Origin of the sequence: Micromonospora echinofusca (assembly GCF_900091445.1) — a bacterium.
GTDB lineage: Bacteria > Actinomycetota > Actinomycetes > Mycobacteriales > Micromonosporaceae > Micromonospora > Micromonospora echinofusca.
The window spans coordinates 3,932,043-3,952,482 of the sequence record NZ_LT607733.1; the positions used below are offsets into that span (position 1 = coordinate 3,932,043).

Below are 20,440 nucleotides of genomic sequence, written 5' to 3' on the forward strand. Positions count from 1 at the left end.
GTCACCAGCGCGCGAGCAGGACCTCTTCGTCGTCCCGGTTGCGCCAGATCCAGGTGGTGCCGGCCGGCACCGCACCGCTCAGGTAACCGAGGATCGGCTCCCGCTGGTTGTCGCTCTCGAGCTGCCCGATCAGCTTGAGAGCCTCCGGCAGCGGGAAGAAGGCTGCCTCGGCGATCTCGTCGTCCTCCGGCAGGGTCTCGCCCTCCCAGTCGTTGATCTCGAACGCGATCGCCAGCGCCGACGGGTAACGCTCGGAGTCGATGTGCATCACGAACGCGGTGGCGACCGGATCGCCGACCACCAGGCCGGTCTCCTCCTGCATCTCCCGCCGCAGCGCCTCGTGGAAGACCTCGCCGTCCTGGACGCCGCCGCCGGGCAGCGACCAGAGCATCTCGCCGTTCGCGCCGAGGCTCTCCCGCACCAGCAGGATCTCGTCGCCTCGCCGGACGATGCCGATGACGAGCTGCACGCGAGAAACAGGCGCCCGCGCCGGCGCTTCAGATTCAACAGGGGTCATAAGCAGAGAATCCTAGTGGCCCGCCCGGTGATGGCACTCCCCGGGCTTACACCTGCCAGCTCTCCCAGCGGCGGAGTCGGCGCCAGCAGATGATGGCGCCGACGAGGCTTCGTGGATGTCGTTCGTGGAGCTCACAGCGGGGTGGGCGGCGGAACCGGTGCGACAGAGGGGTGGCCTGCTCGACGACCCGGCATGCTCAGGATCGTTCGGCGACCACGACCGTGTCCAGGGCGTCCACCGCTCGGCCCTCCACCGTCACGGGTCGGCGGGCGGTCTCGGCCCGGCGGATCCGCAGCCCCGGAAGCTCTTTCACCACCGTCTCGGGGGTGAGCAGGATACCGGGGTCCTGCGGGCCACCCGTGCCGCCGGAGAGGTTCCCGAGGTCGTGGCCGACCACGAGGACCCGCCCGCTCGCACGTACCGCGCGGCGGGCGTGGGACAGCACGGCGGCGATCTCGGCGGCAGGCAGGTGCAGGTACGCGATCAGCACCAGGTCGAAGCCGTCGGCCGGCGGCTCGTACTCGGTAACGTCGGCCACCTGCCAGTCGACGCTGACGTCTCGCTGGCGGGCCAGTTCCCGGCCCCGCTCGATGGCTACCGCGGAGAAGTCGACTGCGGTGACCTCCCAGCCCTGCTGGGCCAGCCACACCGCGTTACGTCCCTCACCGGCGGCGAGGTCGATCGCCCTGCCGGGGGACAGACCGGCGACCTCCTCCACGACGAAGCGGTTGGGTTCGGCGGTCCACACGAGTTCCGGCGCGCTCGCGTACCGCTCGTCCCAGGCAGTGCTGTCCATCGTCGTGCTCCTCTCGACGTGCGAAGATTCGTTTCCCGGCGCGGCTCTCATCCTTGCCGAGGGCGGCGACGGACACGGTCCGGACCGTCAACTGCCTGCCACGTGGGCGGGACTGCCGGCCGCAGGTGGCGAGTTGGTCGAACAGGTGGCGGCGTGGAGGGCCAAGCCGGCGGAGGCGATCGCCACCGCCGGTGGTCCGGTCAGGAGCAGTCCGATCGCGCTGGCGGCGACGAGGCGGTGAAGGGTCCGCGGTCGGGCCGGCGGGGCAAGCATCCGACGTACCCGCTCGACCGCGCCCGTCCCCGCGCCCAGAGCGTGCCGGGGAGCACGGTCGGCGAGTTGGACGATGGCCGTGGCGACAGCTTGCCGTCCGTGGCGCTCGCTCGCACGGTCGTCGGCCAGGTGCTCCACCAGCCGTCTGATCTCCGTTTCGGCCGCGTCGGCCATCGGCAGTCCCGGCAGTGCCCGGTGGAACGCGACGGCGAGGGCGACGAGGAGGTGGTGTCGGCCTCGGAGGTGCGCCCGCTCGTGCCGCAGTACCGCTGCCAGTTCCTCGGCGGTGAGTGCGTCGAGCGCGGCGCTGGTGACGACGACCCGGCCCGGGCGGCCCGGCAGGCAGTAGACCGCGGCCGTGGTGTGGTCCACGACCGTCCAACCGTTGGCACCCGGTCGGCCGAGGGGCAGCAGTGCGGCGAGGTGTCGGCGGCGCCAGCGGCGGGCGGAGGTGAACGTGACGATGAGACCGATCACGATCCGGGCGGCGAGGACCACGGTGGCGAGCAGCCCGATCACGGCGAGCGTCTCGTTCGGGGCACCGAGGCCCGTCAGGGCCCGCGTGCACGCGACGACGATGCCTTCGAGGCCGGCGGCGAAGGCAGCGGGCGGTACGGCGACCAGCAGACCGGCGGTGAGGACGGCGACGCTGACGGAGAGTTCCGCGCCGAGCCAGAGTCCGACGGTGAGCCGCGGTAGGGAGGTCGTCCATCGCCCGGTCAGGGCCGGAGGGGCGACGACCGCCACCGCGACCGCCCAGACCAGCAGCACCAGACTGGTCACGGCTTCGGCGTTCCGCGTTGATCGAGCAGCTCGCGCAGGGCGGCGGCCTCCTCGGGAGTCATGGTGTCGACGAACCGGGCCAGTGCGGCATGCTGGTCGGCGGCCGAGGAGAGCGCCTCGGCCATCAACTGTCCGACACGCTCCTCCCGGCTGGCCTTCGGGCGGTAGCGGTACGCCCGCCCGGCGAGGTCGCGCTCCGCCCAGCCCTTGCGATGCAGGTTGTCCAGGACCGTCATCACCGTGGTGTAGGCGAGGCCGCGCTCCCCCATCGCGTCCACCATCTGCCGCACCGTGAGCGGCCCGGGCGCTTCCCACAACGCGTTCATCACGGCGGATTCCAGCGGACCCAGTGGGCGGTCGTTGCCGGGGTCCTTCCTTCGGGGTCGGCTCACCGGTCGACCGTACCTTCTGCCGCGAGCGGCTCCGGCGCGGCCGGATCCGGGCAGGCCCGCTCAGCGGCGAGCCGACGCCGCAGTGCCCAGGCGAGCAGGGCGATCGAGGCCGCGGCGAGTACGGGCTGAGCCGGGGCGAACCAGCTCATCGCCCCGCTGTAGCCGAGCGCGATGAGGACGAGCTTGTTGCAGACGGGGCAGCCGACGGCGAACAGGGACAGGGTCGCCCCGGTCACGCCGGTCCGCGACTCTCTGCCGCAGGTCGCCTTGTCACCGGTTGCGGCGACGGGCGCGACGTAGGTGGCCAGGAGCAGCCCCGACAGGACCGCGGTCACCAGCAGTACCGGCCAGGCCCACCAGGTGACGGCCATGTCACGGCTGAAGTAGGGGGTGTCGATCAGGTCGGTGGGGATCGCGATCGCCACCGCGGTCGCCACGGCGCCGGCAACCGCCGCGATCCACCGCCGAGCCGGCCACACCCACGGCTCGGGTGCGAGGCTCGCCCCGACCACGTCGGTCACCGACGGCAGCCGGGCTGCAGCCGTTTCCCCGGCGGCGGGGGTTTTCGGAGCGGCGGCGGTGTCCGCAGTCGCGGCGGCACGACGCCGGCGCAGCACCAGGACGGTGATCGCCGCCAACCCCGCGACGAGAAGGACCAGTTCGTCCGGCACCTCGCCGAGTGTTCCGGTCACCCACTCCTGCGCGGCGCCTTCCACGTCTGTCAGGCCGAAGCCACCGGCGAGGCCCGCCGTGCCGTCGAAGAGCAGGAAGAGTGCGCCCAGCGCGACGAAGAGCAGACCCGACACGGTCGACGTGCTGTGCAGGTGCAGCCGGCCGACGGAGAACTGCCGGCCCCGCAGCCACCGGCGCTCGCCGATGCGCCACCGGTCCCAGACGAGGGCGAGCAGCAGCAGGGGCGCCGTCATGCCCAGGGCGTAGACGGCCAGCAGTGCACCGCCCGTCGCGGGCTGCTCGGAGGTCGCCGCAACCGTCAGGATGCCGCCCAGGATCGGACCGGAGCAGAAGCCGGCGAGCCCGTAGACCGCGCCGAGGGCGAGCACCGACAGCGGAGAGTCTCCGGTGAGCCGTCCCATCAACCGCTGGGCCGGCCCGAAGGCGAACCCCTTGCCGACCAGTTGCATGGCCCCGAGGGCGATGATCGACCAGCCCGCGACGGTGATCAGCGTGTCGCGGTGTTGGAAGAAAGCTCCGGCGACGACCGAGGACCCGGCGCCGAGCGGCACCAGCACGGCGGCCAGGCCCAGGTAGAACACGCCGGTGCGGGCGAGCAACTGCCGCGGGTTCTGGAAGGCGTACGCGAAGAAGGCCGGCAGCAGCATGGCGCTGCATGGGCTGAGCAAGGCGAGCACTCCTCCGAGCAGGGCGGCGAGGTAGCCGATGTCGCTCATCGGGCCCCCACCTGCCTGTCGATGGCCTGCTTGAAAGCCTCGTACGGCTGGGCTCCGACAATCGGGGTGTCTCCCACGATGAACGCCGGGGTGCCGGTGATGCCCATCGAGGTCGCCTCCTGCTGGTCGCGCCGGACGGCGGTGTGGGTGGCGGCGGAGGCACGGTCGGTGTCGAACCGGGCGAGATCCAGCCCGATGCTCCTGGCGATGTCGCGTAGCGCGTCCTCGTTCAGGGAACCACTGTTCACCCGGCGGTCCCTGGCGTACACGGCGTCGTGGAACTCCCAGAACTTCCCCTGAGCGGCGGCGGCGCGCCCCGCGGCGGCCGCGTCATCGGACTCGGCACCGAGGTAGGGCAGGTCGCGCCATTCGATCCGGACGAGGCCCTTGTCGACGTAGTCCTTGATCAGCTTCGGCCCGGTCTCGCGGGCGTGCCGCCCGCAGAAGGGGCACTGGAAGTCGGCGTACTCCAGGATCACGACGGGCGCGTCGGGCTCACCGAGTGCGAGGGGGTCGTCGGGTGCCCGCCGGGCCAGACCGGCAAAGGGGTTCTCCGCCTGGCCACCACCGGTCGATCCGCCGGTGGCGGCACCGGTTACCGGCTCCGCCGGCTTGTCGGCCGGCCGGGCGATGATCGCCAGGACCGCGACGATCGCGATGACGACGACCGGCCCCAGCCAGCCAGCTGCCCGACGGATCGGGGGCGTACGCCTGGCGCTTGCGGGCGGCGGCTTCGTGGAGCGTTGCATGCGTCCTCCAGCAGCTATCGGTATCTACTATGAATCTTAGTACTATCAGCTCTAGTACTAGGTTCGCTAGTAAGCCTGGCCAGGGGCACCCGGACCCACCGGGCGCCCCTGGCGTGCAAGGAGGTCAGCGACGGGACGCGGACTCGACCGGCTCCCGGACGGCCGACTCGCCGTGCACCCCGGGCTTCCGCCGGGCGAACGGCACGGTCACCGCCACCGCGGTCGCAACGGCAATGCCCACGCCCGTCCACAGCAGCGGGTTGCTGCGCAGTTCCGCGGGCAGTTGCTGGGCGAGGACGAAGACACCCATCACCACCACGAACCAGCCGAACGACTTGCGCAGCACGTCGGCCGGGATCTTCCCGGCGAGCCGGCCGCCGAGGAAGCTGCCGACGATGGCGGCGGCGGTGACCGCAGCGGCGAGCCCCCAGTTGATGCTGACGCTCGACAGGTAGCCGGCCAGTCCGGCGAAGGACTTCATCGCGATGACCACCAGGGAGGTGCCGACCGCGACCGGCATCGGCAGACCGCCGAGCAGGGCCAGGGCGGGCACCACCAGGAAACCACCGCCGGCGCCGACAAGGCCGGTGACCAGACCGACGACGACGCCGTCGATGATCACCCGAAATGCCGGCAGCTCGTGAGGCACCGGTTCACCCTCGGCTGAGCGACGACCGCGGATCATCGCGATCGCAGTGGCCAGCATCATGATCGCGAAGCCGGTGAGCAGGTACGCGGCCGGGATGAACTCGGCCAGCCGGCCACCGGCGTACGCCCCCGCCATACCGGCCAGGCCGAAGATCAGGCCGGTACGCCAGCGCACCCGGTTGGCCCGGGCGTGCGGGATGACGCCGACCGCGCTGGTGGCGCCCACGACGAGCAGCGAGGTGGCGATGGCCTCCTTCGCGGGCAGGTCGGCGACGTAGACCAGCAGCGGTACGGCGAGGATGGAGCCGCCGCCGCCGAGCAGGCCGAGGCTGATCCCGATCAGCACGGCCAGCCCGACCGTCAGCAGCAGGGTGGCACTCATTCCCGGCTCCCCGTACCGCGCAGCTGGCCGACGACGCTGTCGAGGTCGCAGCTGGCGCCGCGGTTGTAGGGCAGCTTGCCGAGCATCATGCCCATGGCGCAGGTGTTGGTCACGGCGGCGAAGGTGAGGCCGGCGCCGATGAAGCCGGCCACCCACTTCAGGCCGGGGACGAACACCGAACCCAGGACGCTGGCCAGGACGATGGAACCGGCGACGAGACGGACCTGGCGCTCCAGGTCCCAGCGCTGCTTCCCCTGCTTGATGGGGGCCCTGGTGGCCTGCCAGGCCAGCATTCCTCCGTCGAGGACCTTGAGGTTCGGCAGGCCGATCTCGGCGAGGGCCTGCTCGGCCTGAGTGGCGCGGGCACCGGAGCGACAGATCAACACCACGTCCTCGTCAAGGTGGTTGCGCAGCTCCTCGCGGTGTTCCTTGAGCAGGTCCAGCGGGACGTTGTAGGCCCCGGGAATGTGCACCGTCTCGAACTCGGCCGGGGTACGCACGTCCAGCAGACGGGGAGCCCGACCGGAGTCGATCAGCTCACGCAGGCTGGTGGCGTCGAGAGTGGCCGGGCGGATGGTTTCGGAAGCGGTCATTTCTCCTCGATCAGGTCAGACCGTCGCGATCGACGGCAGGGTGGGATGCCGGCCGGCGCCGAATCGCGCCGTCCGGTCCGCGGGTAGGGTCAGGTGTTGTCGGCCATGGCGACGCCAGCCGCCTCGGCCTGGTCGAACTTGTCGTCGATGACGACGGCCTCGCGGCCGGCGTTGACCAGCAGCGACGCGGCGGCGGTGGCCCGGTAGCCGGAGCCGCAGTGCACCCAGACCGTGCCGGCCGGTACGTCGGCGAGCCGCTGGGGCAGGTCGGGCAGCGGCACGTGCACCGCACCCTCGATGTGGCCGTTGCGCCACTCGTTGGTCATCCGCACGTCCAGGACGACGTCCGGTGCCGGCAGTCCCGCCGGGGTGTTGCCGTTACGTGCCGCCGCCAGCGCCGGGAAGTCGGCCATCCGGAGCTCCCGCAGCTCCTCGGGCCTGCTCACCCACTGCTCCGGCTGGCCGGTGGCCTGTGCGGCCGGCCGGTCGATGCCGATCCGGACCAGCTCCCGCTGGGCGTCCGCGACCTGCTCCGGCGTCTCCGCCAGCAGCGTGATCGGCACGCCCCAGTCGATCAGCCAACCGAGCCAGGTCGACATCGGCCCGTCCAGCCCGAGGCTCACGGTGCCGGCCAGGTGCGAAGCGCCGTACGCCTTGCGGTGCCGCAGGTCCACCACCCACTCCCCGGCGCCGATCCGATCGCGGAGCTGGACCGCGTCGGCCCGGGTCACCGGGGTGAGGTCCACGGCCGCTGGGCCGGCGAAGTTCGCCACGCCCATGTGGGCGTAGTACGCCGGGTAGGCGTCCAGACCGGCCAGGGTCTGGCTGACGAACTCGTCCGCCGCCAACGTCAGGACCGGATTCGCCTGCCTCTCCCGTCCAATGGTCGAGTCGGGCGCGTCGGCCTGACTGGCCGAGCAGAAGCTGCCGAAGCCGTGCGTCGGCCACACCTGGGCGCCGTCGGGCAGCAGGTCGGCCAGGCGCTTCGCCGAGGCGTGCTGGTGGTGGGCCAACTCGTGGGCGTGCTCCTTGCCGAGCAGGTCGGTGCGGCCGGTCGTGCCGAACAGCAGCGACCCACCGGTGAAGACGCCCGCCGGCCGCCAGCCGCCGTCGGTGGCCTCGTCGAGGGCGTACGACAGGTGGTGGTAGGTGTGACCCGGGGTCGCGATCGCCCGCAGGCGCAGGGCGTCCGAGACGGGCACCACGTCGCCGTCGGAGACCGGCATGCGGTCGAAGCCGACCTCGTCGGCTGCGGCGACCAGGTAGTGCGCGCCGGTCACCCGGGCGAGCTCCAGGCCGCCGGAGACGTAGTCGTTGTGGATGTGCGTCTCCACCACATGGGTGATCCGCACCCCCTTCTCCCCGGCGAGATACAGGACCCGGTCGATGTCGCGCTGCGGGTCGACCACGATCGCCACCTGCCCGTCATATGCCAGGTAGCTGCGGTCGCCGAGCGAGGACGTCGCGATGACGGCCACCTCTGCTGCCATTGCCGTTCTCCCTTCGGTATTCTCCATATACCCAGGGGGGTATATGGGAGACGGACTTCTGCGTCGACTCAGAAACGAGATGACTACCCGCCTACGCCGTGGACACGCGCTGCCGGCGGGTGGTCATCCGCTGTTCAGGCCAGAGCGAGGAAGAGCTTCTCCAGCTCCTCTTCCGTCATCTCGGGCGCCTCACCCCGGTCGCGAGCGGCATTGCAGTGCCGCATCCCCGAGGCGATGATCTTGTAGCCGGCGCGGTCGATCGCCTTCGACACCGCGGCCAGTTGGGTCAGCGCCTCGCGGCAGTCCTGGCCGGTCTCCATCATCTCGATGACCGCATTGAGCTGACCCCGGGCCCGCTTGAGCCGGGTCAGCGCCTCGCCGGTCATGTCAGGCCGAAGCTTCACCGCACTACCTCCCAGTCGAAAGATACCCCAGGGGGTACAGCCTCGCCACCAGATACCCCCACGGGTATTCTGAACCGCACGGATCGTCCGGGCATTCCGCGGCCCATCCGGAGGACGCACCCGCGGCGACCGCTCTTCTCGCCTCCAGGAGGTTCCATGGCTTCGGTACGGCACCACCAGGTGGTCATCGTCGGTGGCGGAACGGCGGGGATCAGCGTCGCGGCGCGGCTGCGCCGCGCCGGCGTTGGCGACATCGCCCTTGTCGAACCCTCCGAGCAGCACTACTACCAGCCGCTCTGGACTCTCGTCGGCGGCGGCCAGGCCACGGCGGCGGAAACCGTCCGGCCCGAAGAGAAGCTGATCCCGAAGGGGGTGACCTGGCTCCGGGACCGGGCAACCGGCGTCGATCCGGACAATCGCACCGTCCCGCTCGCTGGCGGCGGGACCGTGGCATACGACCATCTCGTCATGGCGCCGGGGCTCCAGCTCGACTTCGACGCGGTACCCGGCCTGGCCGAGTCGGCGGGCCGGCGCGGGGTGTCCAGCAACTACCGATTCGATCTGGCCCCGCTCACCTGGGACTTCATCCGGGATGTCCGGCGCGGCACGGCGATCTTCACCATGCCGGCCGGGCCGATCAAGTGTGGGGGTGCGCCGCAGAAGATCGCCTACCTGGCGGCCGACTGGTGGCGCCGACAGGGGCTGTCGGAGCGGATCCGCATCATTCTGGTGCTGCCCACGGCGACCATCTTCAGCCAGCCGGAATGGGCCAAGGTCCTCACCGGCGTCGCTGCAAACTACGGCATAGAGGTGCGCTACGACTCCCAGCTCGTCGGGGTGGACGGCGAGGGCCGGCGGGCAGTGATCCTGGACAGCGCCGCCGGCACCGAGGAGACGCTCGACTACGAACTGCTGCACGCCGTGCCGCCGCAGAGCGCGCCGGACTGGCTCAAGGGCGGCCCACTGGCCGACCCGGCCAGCCCCTTCGGCTACCTGGCGGTCGACCAGTACACCCTGCAGAGCACCCGCTGGCCAGAGATCTTCGCGCTGGGTGACGTGGCGAACCTGCCCACGTCGAAGACCGGCGCGGCCATCCGCAAGCAGGCGCCGGTCGTGGCAACCAACCTCCTCGCCGCACGCCGAGGCGAGCTGTTGCCGGCGCGCTACGACGGCTACACGTCCTGCCCACTGGTGACGGCACACAACCGCATGCTGCTCGCCGAGTTCGACTACCAGCTCACACCGAAGCCGAGCTTCCCGTTGATCGACACGATGAAGCCGCGCTACGACATGTGGCTGCTCAAGCGGTACGGGCTGCCAGCCATGTACTGGTACGGGATGCTGCGTGGACTGGCCTGAGCGGACATCTCGAACAGCCGGTGCCGGCCCCTCGGGGTCGGCACCATGTGAACTGAGGGGAGCGCACACATGAGCTACGCGATGACCATCCGCCTGCCCGCCGCGTTCAGCCCGACCGTCGAACGCGTCCGGACGGCGTTGAAGGACCAGGGCTTCGGGGTGCTGACCGAGATCGACATGCGGTCGACGCTGCGCGAGAAACTGGGCGCCGACATCGGGGACTACGTCATCCTCGGCGCCTGCAACCCGCCCCTGGCCCACCGCGCCGTGCAGGCGGACCCGGGCATCGGCCTACTCCTGCCGTGCAACGTCGTGGTCCGCGCCGACGGACCGGACAGCACCGTGGTGCAGGCCATGGACCCGCAGGTGATGGTGCAGCTCAGCGACGCGCCCGAACTGCGAGAAGTGGCCGACGAGGCTGCCGCTCGGCTGCGGGCCGCGCTGGACGCCGTGTCAACCTGACGCGCGGCAGGAGTCCGGGGACTGCGGGGCGCAGGGTCCCGGAAGGGCGGGACCTTGGGCCCGGAACATACCCCCGGGGGTATGCGTTATCGTGATTGCACCGCCCGCCACCACTGCGAAGGAGTTCGGCACCATGTTGTTCACCCAGTACTACCTGGACTGCCTGTCCCAAGCCTCGTACCTCATCGGTGACGAGACCACCGGTCGGGCGGTACTCGTCGACCCGCGCCGGGACATCGACGAATACCTGGCCGACGCCCGGGTCCGGGGGCTGACCATCGAAGGGGTGATCAACACCCACTTCCACGCCGACTTCCTCGCCGGCCACCTCGAGGTAGCCGCGGCGACCGGGGCGTGGATCGGTTACGGGCACCGCGCCGAGACCGAGTACCCGAGCCGCAAGCTCGCCGACGGTGAGCGGATCAGCCTCGGCGACGTGACCCTCGAAGTCATGGAGACCCCGGGTCACACGCCGGAGTCCATCAGCATCCTGATCTACGAGCGCGCCGACGACGCGGTGCCGTACGGGGTGATGACGGGCGACGCGCTGTTCATCGGTGACGTCGGCCGCCCCGACCTGCTCGCATCCCTCGGCGTCACCGCCGGTGAGCTCGGCGCCATGCTCTACGACAGCGTGCAGCGCAAACTGATGGGTCTCCCCGACGAGGTGCGGGTCTTCCCCGCCCACGGCGCCGGCTCGGCCTGCGGCAAGAACCTCTCCACCGAACGGCAGTCCACCATCGGCGAACAGCGCCGCACCAACTACGCCTGCACCCCGATGAGCGAGGAGCAGTTCGTCGCCCTGGTCACCGGCGGGCAGCCGGCCGCGCCCGGCTACTTCGCCTTCGACGCCGTGCTCAACCGCAAGGCCCACGAACTGTTCGACCACACCCGGCAGGCGCGCCCACTCGACGCTGCCGAGTTCGCCGAGGGCCGCGCCGAGGGGGCGGTGGTGATCGACGCCCGCGACCCGCAGGAGTTCACCGCAGGGCACATCCGGGGTGCGATCAACATCCCGGCCGACGGGCGGTTCGCCGAGACCGCCGGCAGCGTGGTCGCTCCGGACCGCAAGGTACTCGTGGTCGCCCCGCAGGACCGGGAGGAGGAAATCGTCGTACGCCTCGCGCGGATCGGCTTCGACCAGGTGATCGGGTACCTACGGAAGCCCGAGGGAGCCTTCCTGGAGATGGTCGCCGACATGACCCGGGCCAGCCGGGTCACCGCCACCGCACTGCGCGAGGCGCTGGACGGGACCGAGGCGCCGGTGGTGCTGGACGTACGCAATGCCGGGGAGCGGGAACAGGGTGCCGTCGCCGGGTCGCTGCACATCCCCCTGGCCGAGCTGACCCGACGCGTCGACGAGGTGCCGACCGATCGCCCGGTCGTCGTGCACTGCGCCGGCGGCTACCGCTCCTCGGTCGCGGCCAGCCTGCTCCGCAACGCGGGTCGGGCGGACGTCTCCGACCTGCTCGGCGGCTACGGCGCGTGGCAGACGCTGCACACAGCGGTCTGATCCCACCGTTACGCGACAAGCAGGTGACCGAGGGCGCCTCGGTCACCTGCTTGTCCGCGAGAGGAGGGTGAGAGTGACAGAAAGGATGTGGGCATGACCGCGAGCCCTGTCGGGCCGAGGCTCGGCCTACGGGCGAATTCCGCCCAGTTTCTCCTCCTCGTCGTGGTCAACGCGTTGGTGGGTGGCGTGCTCGGCACCGAGCGCACCGTCCTGCCACTCCTGGGGCAGCAGGAGTTCCACCTGACCGCCCACACCTACATCCTCGCCTTCGGCGCCACCAAGGCGGTCACCAACGTCTTCGCCGGCACCCTCTCCGACCGGTACGGCCGCAAGCCGGTGCTGCTGGCCGGCTGGCTGGTGGCGATCCCCGTACCGCTGATGCTCATCTGGGCGCCGAGCTGGGGCTGGGTGGTGGCGGCCAACGTCCTGCTCGGCGTGAACCAGGGGCTTGCCTGGTCCACCACGGTGATCATGAAGATAGACCTGGCCGGGCCGCGTCGGCGCGGCCTCGCGATGGGGCTGAACGAGGCGGCCGGGTATCTTGCCGTGGCCGCGACGGCGCTGGCGACCGGAGCGTTGGCCGCTCGTCACGGCCTGCGCCCCGCGCCGTTCCTGCTCGGCGCCGCCTACGTGGCGGTGGGCCTCGGCCTGGCGTCGCTCCTGGTGCGGGAGACGCGTGGGCACGCCCACCACGAGGCGGCCACCCAACAGGCTGCCGAGGGCGCTCACCGGGGTGATCTCACCACCCGGCAGGTCTTCAGTTTGGTCAGCTGGCGGGAACCGGCACTGAGCTCGGCAAGCCAAGCCGTCCTGGTGAACAACCTCAACGACGGCCTCGCCTGGGGCCTGTTTCCCGTGCTGTTCGCCGCCGCCGGCCCGTTCGGCCGCTTCGGAGATCGCCGCCGCCTCGGCGGCGGTCGCCGCCAGCGGCTTTTCGCAGACCACGCCGAGCCCAGCCGCGATGGCCGACAGGGCGATCGGCAGGTGGGTGCCGGTCGGCGTGCAGATGTCCACCAGCCCGGCGCCGTCGAGCGCTTCGTCCAGTGAACCGGCGGCCCGTGCACCGAACTCCCCGGCCAGCGCGTCCGCCCGGCCGTCGTGGGCGTACACCCGCACCCCCGCACCCACGCGCACCCACGCGTCTAGGTGGATGCGGGCGATCGGCCCGGCTCCGATCAGCGCGACCTCGACCCTCATCCCGCCATTCCACCCCGCCGGCCCACCCCGCGGCATCCCCCAGGGCGATAGCGTAGTCGGCCGACGGGCGCCCAGAGCTGGTGATGTGCGCAGTAAGTGGCCTTTGTGAAGGCGCCGGCTTCTTCACCAGCACCGGCATGACCCTCGAACTCGAACCACCGAGATAGCTCGCACCTTGGCCCTTCACCGGCCCGCGAGCTGGTCGACGGTCGCCCGGTTCGATAGGCTAGGTCTACTTTGGACGGACCCACCGAAAACAGGGAGGACCGTTGCGCCAACCGACGGTTCGGTACCAGAACGAGGTCATGGACAGCGGACGGTGGGAGGGTTTCCCGTTCCGCGAAGGTGACATCGTGGTTTCGACTCCCGCGAAGTGCGGGACGACGTGGACCCAGACGATCTGCGCCTTATTGATCTTTCAGACACCGGAGCTGCCGGCACGGCTGGACGACCTCACCTACTGGCTCGACATGTTGACTCGCAGCCGGGACGACATCTTCGCGTTCTACGAGGCGCAGCGGCATCGCCGTTTCATCAAGACTCATACGCCCTTCGACGGGCTGCCCATCCATGATGGGGTGACCTACGTCGCGGTCGGTCGGGATCCCCGGGACGTCGCGATCTCCTGGGACGCCCATTTCCAGAACGTCGCCCAAGAGGCCTTCGACGCGCTGCTGGCGGCCGGCGGTAGCCCGACCCAGGAGCCCGCGGATACGGCTCCGGCGCCTGCACAGTCCGCGTACAACCGGTTCTGGGCCTGGCTGGAGGACACCAATGTGCAGGTGGGCCTGCCGTCGATGCTGCACCACCTGTCGGGGTTCTGGGCCGAGCGGGAGCGGCCCAACGTGCTGCTGCTGCACTACGACGATCTGAAGTCAGATCTTGAAGGTCAGATGAGGTTCCTCGCCGGGCGCCTTGGAATCGAGGTGCCGGAGTCGCGGTGGCCGGATCTGGTGCGGGCGGCGACATTCGACTCGATGCGCGGCCGGGCGGAGGCTCTGACCCCGGTCGCGGCGATGTGGCGCGATCCGAAGCGGTTCTTCAACCAGGGTGTCAGCGGCCAGTGGCGGGACCTGCTCGACGAAGATGACCTGCGACGATACGAGGATCGGGTCGCGAAGCTGGCCGAGCCCGACCTCATCGACTGGTTGCACCGCGGCCCCATCGTTCCCGCCCGCTGACCCTACGCCGCCCTCCTCCTCGCTATCCCGCCTTAGCTTGATCTTTAACCTGTACGGCGTGGCCGGGGATTCGTGGTTTGCTGGGTGGCGGCCCTCTCCGGGTCGCAGCGGTCTTCACGCACTGCGACGATGCGGTTCCTGAACTCTCCCGCACAGGTGGCGGCGTCAGCGACTACGCATCCGATCCACCACCCGACGAACCCGCACGGCTCCTCGGCCGGCGCGCGCAGCCGCCCCGACAGCCGTCCCGCGACGCAGGCGCTGCGTCTGGACTGCGCCTGGCGCGGCGGCGTGCGGGCAGCATGCGTCCGTGCGGCGACGTACCATCCCGCTCATGCGCACACGGGGGCCAGCGAACTGGTCGATCGACATCGACGATCCCGTGGTCGGTGTCGGCGAGTTCGTGATGGCGGACGAGGCGGCGTACTGCGCGCTCGATCGCCGGTTGGGGTACGCCGAGTTGTCGCTGCGCCGCGAGACCGTGGCTGCCCGCCTGTCGGTGGTCGACATCGCCGACGTCGGGTCGTTCACGCCGCAGTACCGCGATCAGCTCGGCATCGATGACTGTCGCGGGGCGGTGCGACTTGTCGGTGGCGGGCTGGGTCAGTTCCGCGCTGGAGTCTGGGCCTCGCCCGTGGCTGAGCCGGACCGGCAGGCGCTGATCACCGAACTGGTACGACAGGCCGTGGACGAAGCGCGTCGCGACGGTACGGCTGCCGTGTCGCCGTTCGTCGGCGCGGCGGACCTGGCGGCCTTCACCTCGGCCGCCGAGGGCGTCCGCACCCGCGCGCAGGCGTCGTGGTGTTCCCTGCCGATCGGCGCGCCTGGCGACGTCGACGAGTTCATCGACGGCCAGGAACGGAAGTGTCGCCAGACCTGGCGGCGGGACCAGCGCGACGCGGAGCGGCTCGGCCTGACCCACGAGGTGGTGCCGCTCGTCGACGAACACCTCCGGGCGGCGGCTCCGCTGGTGGCCGAAGTGGCCCGGCGCAACGGACTGGACGAGCACGTACGGATCGCCCAGTGGCGGGTGAAGAACTATCTGAGGCGGCCCGGCCACCACTTTCTGATCCGGAGCTCGGCCGGCGGTCAGGCCCTGGCGTACACGGTGTGCCGCAGGTGGGGCGGCACCCTCGACGCCCACACCGTGGGGATCGACGGCCATACCCCGCACCGGCGGTCGGTCTACCACTTCGCGGCGTACCTGGCCCCGCTGGGTGTTGCGATCTCCGCGGGGCTCCGGCGCCTGGACCTGGGTCTTGCCCACGAACAACCCAAGCTGGTACGCGGTTGTCAGGCCGAACCCATGTGGTTCGTCGACTACCGGGTCAGCTAGCCACGTCGCCCGCCGCTGGCCTGGGCAGCGTCGTCGCGGAGCCGCCGTGCCACCGTGACCCGGTCGAGCTTCCCCGAGACCGTCCGTGGAAGCTCCTCTCCCAGCAGCACATACCGGCTCGGCCGGTACATCGGTGGCAGCTCGTCAACGATCCGGCGCCGGACATCGTCCGGGTCATGGTTGTCACCAGCCAGTACGGCCACCAGATTGACCGTGCCGGTCCCGTCTGGCACGGCGACCGCCGCGACCTGGTGGGATCCGGTCACCCGCCGCAGCGCCGCCTCGACGTCACCTAGTTCGATCCGCACGCCGCGCACCTTGACCTGTGAGTCACGGCGACCGAGGAACTCCAGCCCGTCAGGGCCTTCCTCGACCATGTCACCGGTCCGGTACATGCGGACCCCGTCGCGTACCACGAACGCCGCGTCGGTGGCGTTGCGGTTCCCCACGTAACCCTCCGCGAGGAGCCCTCCGAGCAGCAGTTCGCCGTCGCCGTTCCCGTCGCGCTCGATCCGGTAGGTGGACGGAGCGATGGGGTGCCCGATCGGCGCCAGCCCGTCGCCGAGCGCCTGGGTGTACCGCCACGTCGTCGCATAGATCGCTGCCTCAGTCGGCCCGTAGTGGTTCCAGACCGCTCCCGCGGTGGCAGCCAGTTCGTTGGCCAGTCGGCCCGGCAGCGCCTCGCCGGCGCTCCACACCGAGGTTTCCGCCGATGGCGACCACCCCAGCGAGGTCATCACGCCGAACATCGTGGGCGTCGCCTGAACGACGGTCGGTGGCTGCGTGGCGAGCCACCGCACCAGGGCGCCCACATTGGTGCGGGCCGTCCGCCGTGGAAACCGCGCCTCACCACCGGCGACCAGGGGCACCAACGTCTCGACCCAGCTGATGTCGAAGCTGGGAGAGGTCAGGCTCGGCATCGCGTCCCGCTCGGTGAACCCGAGGTGCTCGGCGAAGGTAGCGATCCGGGCGCAGAGGTTGTCGAGGCGGACGTGCACGCCCTTCGGTACGCCCGTGCTGCCGGAGGTGAACATCACGTAGCCGGGTCGGTCACCGAGATCCGGCCGCTCGGCGCCGACCACCCGGCTGGGGCGGTAGGCTTCGGCGGTCGTCCGGTCGCCGTCGACCGTGACGACGGCGGTGGCTCCGGACGTCTGGAGCATCTGTTCGCGTCGCTGCTGCGGGGTAGCCGGGTCGATCGGGGCCACGATGGCGCCGCGGCCCCACGCCGCCAGGCTCACCACCAGGTTCGCGAACGGGTCGGCGGTCTCCACGGCGATTACCGTGCCGGGGGCGTCCGAGGTCGCCGCGGCCAGCCGGTCACCGACGCGGGACAGCAGGGATCGCAACTCGCCGGAGGTGAGGAGGCCCTCCGGTTCGAGCGTGATCCGGGGGCCGTCGTGGTCGCCGAACACCTCCGTCCACGAACCGGTGGTGACCTTGGACAGCCAGTGCTGCCCTGTCATGCCGCTGGAACGATCTTGCCGGCCATCTCGGCGAAGTTTCCGCTCTCGAACACGACCTCCATGTCGAGGATGAGCCCGTGGTCGGCCTCGAGGGCGGAGACCAGCCGCACTGCGTCGACCGACGTCGCGCCCAGCGCGAAGAGATCGTCCTCCGGGGTCAGTGACCCGATGTCGAACACGGAGCGTGCTGTGGTCAGCAGAGCATTGAGAACTTCTTCGTCGTCCATGGGTCTTGCCTCCCGTCGCGGCGAATGGGTGCCCAGATGTTAGCCATCAGGCCGGACCCGCGAAAGCGCCTGGAAGCTATGATGACCGTCATTCATTCACGTGATTGACGCCTATGTCCAGACCAGTAAATCGGGCAACGGAGGGAAACCTTGCAGACACAATCCGCACCCGTAACTACTCTGCGCGACGGTCGGCACGGCGTCGTCGTGGCCGTCGACTTCGGGGGCGTACGCGAGGAGGCGGGCTTCCCGGACCTGCTGCCGTTCCTGACGATCGAGCACACCGTGCTGGTGCCGCAGACGACCGTCGAGATCGACGCCGACTGGGAAGGCATGCGGCAGCACCAGCTCAGGTCCTGGCTGGACAGCATCCGGTCGTACGGCCAGCGGGTCTCCGCCGTGCTGGGTTACTGCGCCGGCTCCGCGATGGCCACGCGGCTGGCCATCGAGCTGGCCGACGCCGCCGGTGGCCCGGCGTTGGTCCTCCTGGATCCGTCCTGGCCGACCCGGGAGGTCCTCCTCGAAGCCCACGAGGTCGCCGTCGAGCGGCTGCTGGACTCGGTCCGGGACCCGGCCGTCCGTCAGTCGCTGCGTGCCCCGGTGCCGGACGAAGCCGACCCGACCCGGCTCGCGCGAGCGCTCGTCACGCACTACTCCGAGACCGCCTGGCGGGTCGCGGCCCAGCTCGGCCTGACTGAGACGCCGGTCCGGAAGCTCATCACCCGGATCGAACAGCACCTGAGCTATCTCCTGGTAGCGGCGGGTGAAGCTGCGGACGTCGCGACCCGCGACCTTCTCCCGCCGGCCGGATCGGTGCTGACGATCCTGTCCGTGGCCACGCCCGGCGAGGTGGCGTGGATGCCCGGCACCACGGTACGCACCGAGCTTCCCCGGCCCCGCCTGCTCGCCGACCCGGCCGTGGCCAGCCGGGTCGAGGAGTTCATCAGACGGCACGACGCCGACAGCTCCGGAGCGGGCACCTCGGCCACGCCCGACGGTCCGGCGGCAGTCGTCCGGTCGACGTGACTGCTGTCGGTCGGACACCCACAGGGGCGATCCAGCGCGAGCTGTGTTCGGTGAGGTAGGCGACGTGCTCGCAGGCCATGGAGATAGATCGCGGGTTGGAAACTCACGCCGTACGCGACAGGCCGATCGGGTGAGGGCCGCAGTATGGCTGAGCTACTCGCCGGCGGCGAGTCGGCCGGGCGAGCACGTCGGCGACTTCCCGGGTCTCCTCGTGCCGGGGGCCATAGACGACGCATAGGTCGTCGTGCAGCGACTGTAGCTCCCCGGCCGCCTCCACGGTCTTGCCTTCGGAGAGCAGCAGCATGCCGATGTTGCGGCGCAGGTCGAGGGCGGGGGGGGAGGCGTCGCCGGAGGCGGCGCGTACGTGGGTGAGCACCTGCCGGAACTGGCGCAGGGCGGTGGTGGCTTGACCGAGTTCGGCTCGGCAGTGGGCTGCCTGCCGGAGGCATTCCAACGCGTCTTCGCTGGTGGGGCCGGCGGTGCGGGCGTACGCGGCGGCGAGGGCGTCGAACTCTGGCAGCGCGTGTCGGAAGTCCCCGCCGATGACGAGGATGGCGGCTCGTCGGGACCGCAGCGCCAGCACGCGTGGGCTTTCGGCGCCGAGTGCCGCGCTGGCGGGGCTGATCACCTGCTCAAGCACCTCCGCCGCCTGGGCGAAGCGTTCGTCGTCCCGGACTCCGGAGCTCACTGAAGGTGATCATGGTGAGGCCTCGCTGGCAGGAGGACCTTCCTCAGCAGCACCACGACGAGGGTTGACGGCGCCCGACTACCGCTTCGACTCGAACTGAGATCGACATCGTGATGCTGGCCGATCGCGGGTGAGAGGGCGGCTACTGCGAATGCGCTCTCAGACGCTCGACCTCGACGGCCTACCGCCACATGGTTACTACCTGGTCGCTGATGTGCAACGCATCTGTTGAGCTGGCCGGCGACGAGGCCAGCGGCGCATGCCGGATCTTCTGCCACCTACTCGCGGCGCATGCCAGGATAGGGCTGCTGGCCGCCTGTCATGGAGAGGGCAATGAGCCTTCAGATCCGGTAACGGTCCACCCAGGTGCGCAGGCCGGTCCGGGAACCCGTCGTTGAACGGGTGACCCGGGCCGGTGCAGCGCAGTAGAGGCCGATAGCCGAGGTGACGCGCAGTACCTCAGATATCTCGGGAGCTCAGGCCACGGAGTGAAGTGCCGTCACATCGGATCCCGTCAGTGCGCCCTGCCAATCTCGTAGAAGCTGTCCGGCGAGCAGCAGGCGCCAGCCGAGGATCAGTGTGGGATATCGTGCGCCAGCGACCGGACGAAGGAAGTGGCGCATGACGAGAACGAAGCTCATCGACCCGCGGCGCAGAGTGCTTGTCGCGGTCGCGGTCGCGGTCGCGGCTGCGGCGGGGCTGCTTGCAACGACCGCGTGCTCACGCCTCGCCGATACCGTCCCCACGACCAGCGGAAACCCGTCGCACTCCCCCGTTGCGATGCGACTCGACAAGCCGAAGAAGCTGTTGGGCAGCTGGAACGAGTCGGTCGACCGACGGCTGCGCAAGCCAGCCATCAAAGATACCGATGGCTTCAGAAAGTTACTGAAAGGTGAGCCGACCAGCGCCGTTGGCACCGCCTACACGCCGGTGGAGGAGCAGTACTCGCGAGAGCTCGGAGTGCACCGCCCTGGCGACAACCGCGTCATCCTGGTCAATGGAGTGTCCGGCACTGTCACCGCTCCAAACGCAACACTGAGCCACGTGTTCGCCGCCCGGCCAGCCATCACCGACGTAGTACCAGTCCCCCCGGGTCCGCTCGGCGGCGTGGCGGGCTGCGGCAGCAGCCAAAGCAAGGACGGCCTCACCAAATTCTGCACATGGGTCGACGACCACACCATCGGCATGGTCACCTTCATAGGCTTCCCTCAGTCCCACGACCAGCACGATTTATTCCGGCAGATTCGGGCAGAGTTCGAACACCGGGCACCCTGACCCGTGGCACCGGCGGGTTCTCGACCATCACCCGCCCATCCGGCCGCAGGCGCGACGGTCAAACCTCAACAAGCGCCGGCCGCACCCATCCCGTCAAACAACGCGTCGACGACAGCCGAGCAGCTCGTCCGGGACTGTGAAGATTGAGAAGGCAACCAAACGCCCACGGCAGGAATCACCAGGCTCGAAGGCCCCTCACCCGTGGAAGAACCAGGACCAGAGCCAGCCGGCGGTCCTACCGCGCACCGAGGGCTCGTCGACCCGCCCGCCGTAG

Annotated in this window: 21 protein-coding genes and 1 pseudogene; 8 read left to right on the plus strand and 14 right to left on the minus strand. The window is 70.2% G+C overall.

The window, feature by feature from the left end:
- Position 1: 1 nt before the first annotated feature.
- The 10 genes from GA0070610_RS16500 to GA0070610_RS16545 all read right to left on the minus strand — a co-directional run bounded on the left by GA0070610_RS16500 (position 2) and on the right by GA0070610_RS16545 (position 8,436).
- Complete coding sequence (locus GA0070610_RS16500) at positions 2-469, minus strand: NUDIX hydrolase (RefSeq protein WP_231925621.1); 468 nt, start codon at positions 467-469, stop codon at positions 2-4.
- Between the two features lie 244 nt (positions 470-713).
- Positions 714-1,313, minus strand: a complete 600-nt coding sequence (locus GA0070610_RS16505) for a class I SAM-dependent methyltransferase (protein WP_089000869.1) — start codon at positions 1,311-1,313, stop codon at positions 714-716.
- Positions 1,314-1,400: 87 nt separating this feature from the next.
- A complete protein-coding gene (locus tag GA0070610_RS16510) occupies positions 1,401-2,369 on the minus strand; it encodes a M56 family metallopeptidase (RefSeq protein ID WP_089000870.1) in 969 nt (322 codons plus the stop codon).
- On the minus strand, positions 2,366-2,761 hold the full coding sequence (locus tag GA0070610_RS16515; RefSeq protein WP_089000871.1) for a BlaI/MecI/CopY family transcriptional regulator: 396 nt from the start codon (positions 2,759-2,761) through the stop codon (positions 2,366-2,368). Before GA0070610_RS16515 ends, GA0070610_RS16510 begins: the two co-directional genes overlap by 4 nt.
- Positions 2,758-4,170, minus strand: coding sequence for a cytochrome c biogenesis CcdA family protein (locus GA0070610_RS31180; RefSeq protein WP_089000872.1), 1,413 nt, complete (start codon positions 4,168-4,170; stop codon positions 2,758-2,760). The genes GA0070610_RS16515 and GA0070610_RS31180 overlap by 4 nt, the downstream gene beginning before the upstream one ends.
- Positions 4,167-4,919, minus strand: a complete 753-nt coding sequence (locus GA0070610_RS16525) for a DsbA family protein (protein WP_089000873.1) — start codon at positions 4,917-4,919, stop codon at positions 4,167-4,169. The genes GA0070610_RS31180 and GA0070610_RS16525 overlap by 4 nt, the downstream gene beginning before the upstream one ends.
- Before the next feature lie 124 nt (positions 4,920-5,043).
- Complete coding sequence (locus GA0070610_RS16530) at positions 5,044-5,949, minus strand: sulfite exporter TauE/SafE family protein (RefSeq protein ID WP_089000874.1); 906 nt, start codon at positions 5,947-5,949, stop codon at positions 5,044-5,046.
- Entirely contained in the window at positions 5,946-6,542 is a 597-nt protein-coding gene (locus GA0070610_RS16535; protein WP_089000875.1) for a rhodanese-like domain-containing protein, read from the minus strand. Before GA0070610_RS16535 ends, GA0070610_RS16530 begins: the two co-directional genes overlap by 4 nt.
- An 89-nt stretch (positions 6,543-6,631) precedes the next feature.
- Complete coding sequence (locus tag GA0070610_RS16540) at positions 6,632-8,032, minus strand: MBL fold metallo-hydrolase (protein WP_089000876.1); 1,401 nt, start codon at positions 8,030-8,032, stop codon at positions 6,632-6,634.
- Between the two features lie 134 nt (positions 8,033-8,166).
- Positions 8,167-8,436, minus strand: a complete 270-nt coding sequence (locus tag GA0070610_RS16545) for a metal-sensitive transcriptional regulator (protein ID WP_089000877.1) — start codon at positions 8,434-8,436, stop codon at positions 8,167-8,169.
- A gap of 156 nt (positions 8,437-8,592) precedes the next feature.
- Between GA0070610_RS16545 and GA0070610_RS16550 the strand changes: the two genes are divergently transcribed.
- The 4 genes from GA0070610_RS16550 (at position 8,593) to GA0070610_RS31445 (ending at position 12,817) form a co-directional block, all read left to right on the plus strand.
- Positions 8,593-9,795: an NAD(P)/FAD-dependent oxidoreductase gene (locus tag GA0070610_RS16550; RefSeq protein ID WP_089000878.1), complete on the plus strand. Its 1,203-nt coding sequence runs from the start codon at positions 8,593-8,595 to the stop codon at positions 9,793-9,795.
- Between the two features lie 69 nt (positions 9,796-9,864).
- Positions 9,865-10,257 (plus strand): DUF302 domain-containing protein, encoded by a 393-nt coding sequence (locus tag GA0070610_RS16555; protein WP_089000879.1) that lies wholly within the window; start codon positions 9,865-9,867, stop codon positions 10,255-10,257.
- Positions 10,258-10,390: 133 nt separating this feature from the next.
- Entirely contained in the window at positions 10,391-11,770 is a 1,380-nt protein-coding gene (locus GA0070610_RS16560) for an MBL fold metallo-hydrolase (RefSeq protein ID WP_089000880.1), read from the plus strand.
- Positions 11,771-11,863: 93 nt separating this feature from the next.
- The gene (locus GA0070610_RS31445; protein WP_089000881.1) at positions 11,864-12,817 is read left to right on the plus strand and encodes an MFS transporter; all 954 of its coding nucleotides are present in this window, start codon (positions 11,864-11,866) and stop codon (positions 12,815-12,817) included.
- Here GA0070610_RS31445 and GA0070610_RS31185 read toward each other — a convergent pair.
- Positions 12,701-13,003, minus strand: a pseudogene (locus GA0070610_RS31185) (Gfo/Idh/MocA family oxidoreductase); the annotation flags it as partial. The gene GA0070610_RS31445 and the pseudogene GA0070610_RS31185 overlap by 117 nt on opposite strands.
- A gap of 233 nt (positions 13,004-13,236) precedes the next feature.
- Between GA0070610_RS31185 and GA0070610_RS16570 the strand changes: the two are divergent.
- A complete protein-coding gene (locus tag GA0070610_RS16570; protein WP_231925630.1) occupies positions 13,237-14,148 on the plus strand; it encodes a sulfotransferase domain-containing protein in 912 nt (303 codons plus the stop codon).
- A 334-nt stretch (positions 14,149-14,482) separates the two neighbouring features.
- A complete protein-coding gene (locus GA0070610_RS16575) occupies positions 14,483-15,484 on the plus strand; it encodes a GNAT family N-acetyltransferase (RefSeq protein ID WP_089000883.1) in 1,002 nt (333 codons plus the stop codon).
- Here GA0070610_RS16575 and GA0070610_RS16580 read toward each other — a convergent pair.
- Together GA0070610_RS16580 and GA0070610_RS16585 are read right to left on the minus strand one after the other, a co-directional pair.
- Entirely contained in the window at positions 15,481-16,950 is a 1,470-nt protein-coding gene (locus GA0070610_RS16580; protein WP_089000884.1) for an AMP-binding protein, read from the minus strand. The two genes, GA0070610_RS16575 and GA0070610_RS16580, sit on opposite strands and share 4 nt — an antisense overlap.
- Complete coding sequence (locus GA0070610_RS16585) at positions 16,947-17,177, minus strand: acyl carrier protein (protein WP_089000885.1); 231 nt, start codon at positions 17,175-17,177, stop codon at positions 16,947-16,949. Before GA0070610_RS16585 ends, GA0070610_RS16580 begins: the two co-directional genes overlap by 4 nt.
- Before the next feature lie 207 nt (positions 17,178-17,384).
- On the opposite strand from GA0070610_RS16585, the gene GA0070610_RS16590 reads away from it, so the two are divergent.
- Positions 17,385-18,203, plus strand: a complete 819-nt coding sequence (locus GA0070610_RS16590) for a hypothetical protein (protein WP_089000886.1) — start codon at positions 17,385-17,387, stop codon at positions 18,201-18,203.
- A 103-nt stretch (positions 18,204-18,306) separates the two neighbouring features.
- Here the strand turns inward: GA0070610_RS16590 and GA0070610_RS16595 are convergent, their stop codons facing one another.
- A complete protein-coding gene (locus GA0070610_RS16595) occupies positions 18,307-18,891 on the minus strand; it encodes a hypothetical protein (RefSeq protein ID WP_197697746.1) in 585 nt (194 codons plus the stop codon).
- A 621-nt stretch (positions 18,892-19,512) separates the two neighbouring features.
- Between GA0070610_RS16595 and GA0070610_RS16600 the strand changes: the two genes are divergently transcribed.
- Positions 19,513-20,166 (plus strand): hypothetical protein, encoded by a 654-nt coding sequence (locus tag GA0070610_RS16600; RefSeq protein ID WP_089000887.1) that lies wholly within the window; start codon positions 19,513-19,515, stop codon positions 20,164-20,166.
- Positions 20,167-20,440 lie beyond the last annotated feature (274 nt).

Bases quoted from the DNA above. Each gene is read 5' to 3' on its own strand.
- GA0070610_RS16505 (WP_089000869.1), bottom strand. From the start codon at position 1,313: ATGGACAGCACTGCCTGGGACGAGCGGTACGCGAGCGCGCCGGAACTC.
- GA0070610_RS31180 (WP_089000872.1), bottom strand. From the start codon at position 4,170: ATGAGCGACATCGGCTACCTCGCCGCCCTGCTCGGAGGAGTGCTCGCC.
- GA0070610_RS16525 (WP_089000873.1), bottom strand. From the start codon at position 4,919: ATGCAACGCTCCACGAAGCCGCCGCCCGCAAGCGCCAGGCGTACGCCC.
- GA0070610_RS16530 (WP_089000874.1), bottom strand. From the start codon at position 5,949: ATGAGTGCCACCCTGCTGCTGACGGTCGGGCTGGCCGTGCTGATCGGG.
- GA0070610_RS16535 (WP_089000875.1), bottom strand. From the start codon at position 6,542: ATGACCGCTTCCGAAACCATCCGCCCGGCCACTCTCGACGCCACCAGC.
- GA0070610_RS16540 (WP_089000876.1), bottom strand. From the start codon at position 8,032: ATGGCAGCAGAGGTGGCCGTCATCGCGACGTCCTCGCTCGGCGACCGC.
- GA0070610_RS16550 (WP_089000878.1), top strand. From the start codon at position 8,593: ATGGCTTCGGTACGGCACCACCAGGTGGTCATCGTCGGTGGCGGAACG.
- GA0070610_RS16555 (WP_089000879.1), top strand. From the start codon at position 9,865: ATGAGCTACGCGATGACCATCCGCCTGCCCGCCGCGTTCAGCCCGACC.
- GA0070610_RS16560 (WP_089000880.1), top strand. From the start codon at position 10,391: ATGTTGTTCACCCAGTACTACCTGGACTGCCTGTCCCAAGCCTCGTAC.
- GA0070610_RS31445 (WP_089000881.1), top strand. From the start codon at position 11,864: ATGACCGCGAGCCCTGTCGGGCCGAGGCTCGGCCTACGGGCGAATTCC.
- GA0070610_RS16575 (WP_089000883.1), top strand. From the start codon at position 14,483: ATGCGCACACGGGGGCCAGCGAACTGGTCGATCGACATCGACGATCCC.
- GA0070610_RS16580 (WP_089000884.1), bottom strand. From the start codon at position 16,950: ATGACAGGGCAGCACTGGCTGTCCAAGGTCACCACCGGTTCGTGGACG.
- GA0070610_RS16585 (WP_089000885.1), bottom strand. From the start codon at position 17,177: ATGGACGACGAAGAAGTTCTCAATGCTCTGCTGACCACAGCACGCTCC.
- GA0070610_RS16600 (WP_089000887.1), top strand. From the start codon at position 19,513: ATGACGAGAACGAAGCTCATCGACCCGCGGCGCAGAGTGCTTGTCGCG.